Below are 1068 nucleotides of genomic sequence, written 5' to 3'. Positions count from 1 at the left end.
CATGTGTTAGCTACAATTTCCACGAAACCCCTAAAAAATGGAAAAAACATTGAATTTTAAAGCTTTTAATTTCTCACCTATCTTTTGGTGGAAAGCTATTGAAAAGTCAATTGAACTCACTGATCTTTTTGGAAAAGAAATTGAATCAGATTTTAATTTTATTAATTGGTTTAATAAAGCAAACATTGAAAACGATACTGTTGAATTAATAAAAGATGTATCAAGTTCTGTGAATAACGAACAGTATTATAAGGCTACACGAAATGAATATTTTCATAAAATAATTGGAATTAATATTTATGGAAGAGAAGTTTCTGAAAGAACAGAAATTGAATTATTTAAAAAGCACGATATTGACGAAACTAAATCTCTGAAATATAATTTCAATATCTATGACTTGAATCATTTAGCATTTGTTCATTTTCATAAATGGTTAATATTTGACAATTTTCACGACTGGGTCAAATGGCAATTGTATTTTGACTTCATCGTCTCAAAAATTGAAACACCAAAAAAAGAACTATACATTTATTTGTGGAAATTGATTTTTTCTGAAATTGATTTTCGAGACAACTTATTTGAAAATATAAGTCAATATAAAAAATTTAGAGATAAACTTCACGAATTTTCTGAAGACTCAAAATTTGTGGAAGAAAAAATAAGAGAATTAAGAAAGAAGAAAAAACTGTAGCTAATAACTAAGAATTCGGCTCGCCGCACCTGTCCCGCTTTAGCGGGGTAGGCCAGAGCGGACTATTGAGGTGACGCATCCGGTTGATTTGCCGTCTATGGGTAAAACGTTGGGTTAAGGAGAGGATAGTTGGAAGTTGTGCTGTTTTGGGCGGCCAAGTAGTATAGAACCCTCTTGTTCTATAACTTGTTAAGTGCTTTGTTTGTGGTTTGAATTTAGGATCCCTGGTTTTTACCGTTTGGTTTTAAAGTTGGGGCTTATTTGGCCCCCAATTAGATGGGAGTGCTATTTTAGATTTCAAATTGATACATTTGAGATATGAACTATAAGAAATGGTCTTGGATGCTTTTCAGGAACCGGGTACATTTGAGAACGAC

The 1068-nt window shown here is 32.1% G+C and carries 1 protein-coding gene; it reads left to right on the top strand.

Annotated elements, in window-relative coordinates:
- Positions 1–37: 37 nt before the first annotated feature.
- On the top strand, positions 38–691 hold the full coding sequence (locus tag JEM65_RS20850; protein WP_199603641.1) for a hypothetical protein: 654 nt from the start codon (positions 38–40) through the stop codon (positions 689–691).
- The last annotated feature ends 377 nt before the right edge of the window (positions 692–1068 follow it).

Origin of the sequence: Gelidibacter salicanalis, from assembly GCF_016469035.1 — a bacterium.
GTDB classification, from domain to species: domain Bacteria; phylum Bacteroidota; class Bacteroidia; order Flavobacteriales; family Flavobacteriaceae; genus Gelidibacter; species Gelidibacter salicanalis_A.
The sequence above is the reverse complement of the archived record's forward strand: the minus strand, read 5'-3'. Positions and strand labels throughout refer to the sequence as shown.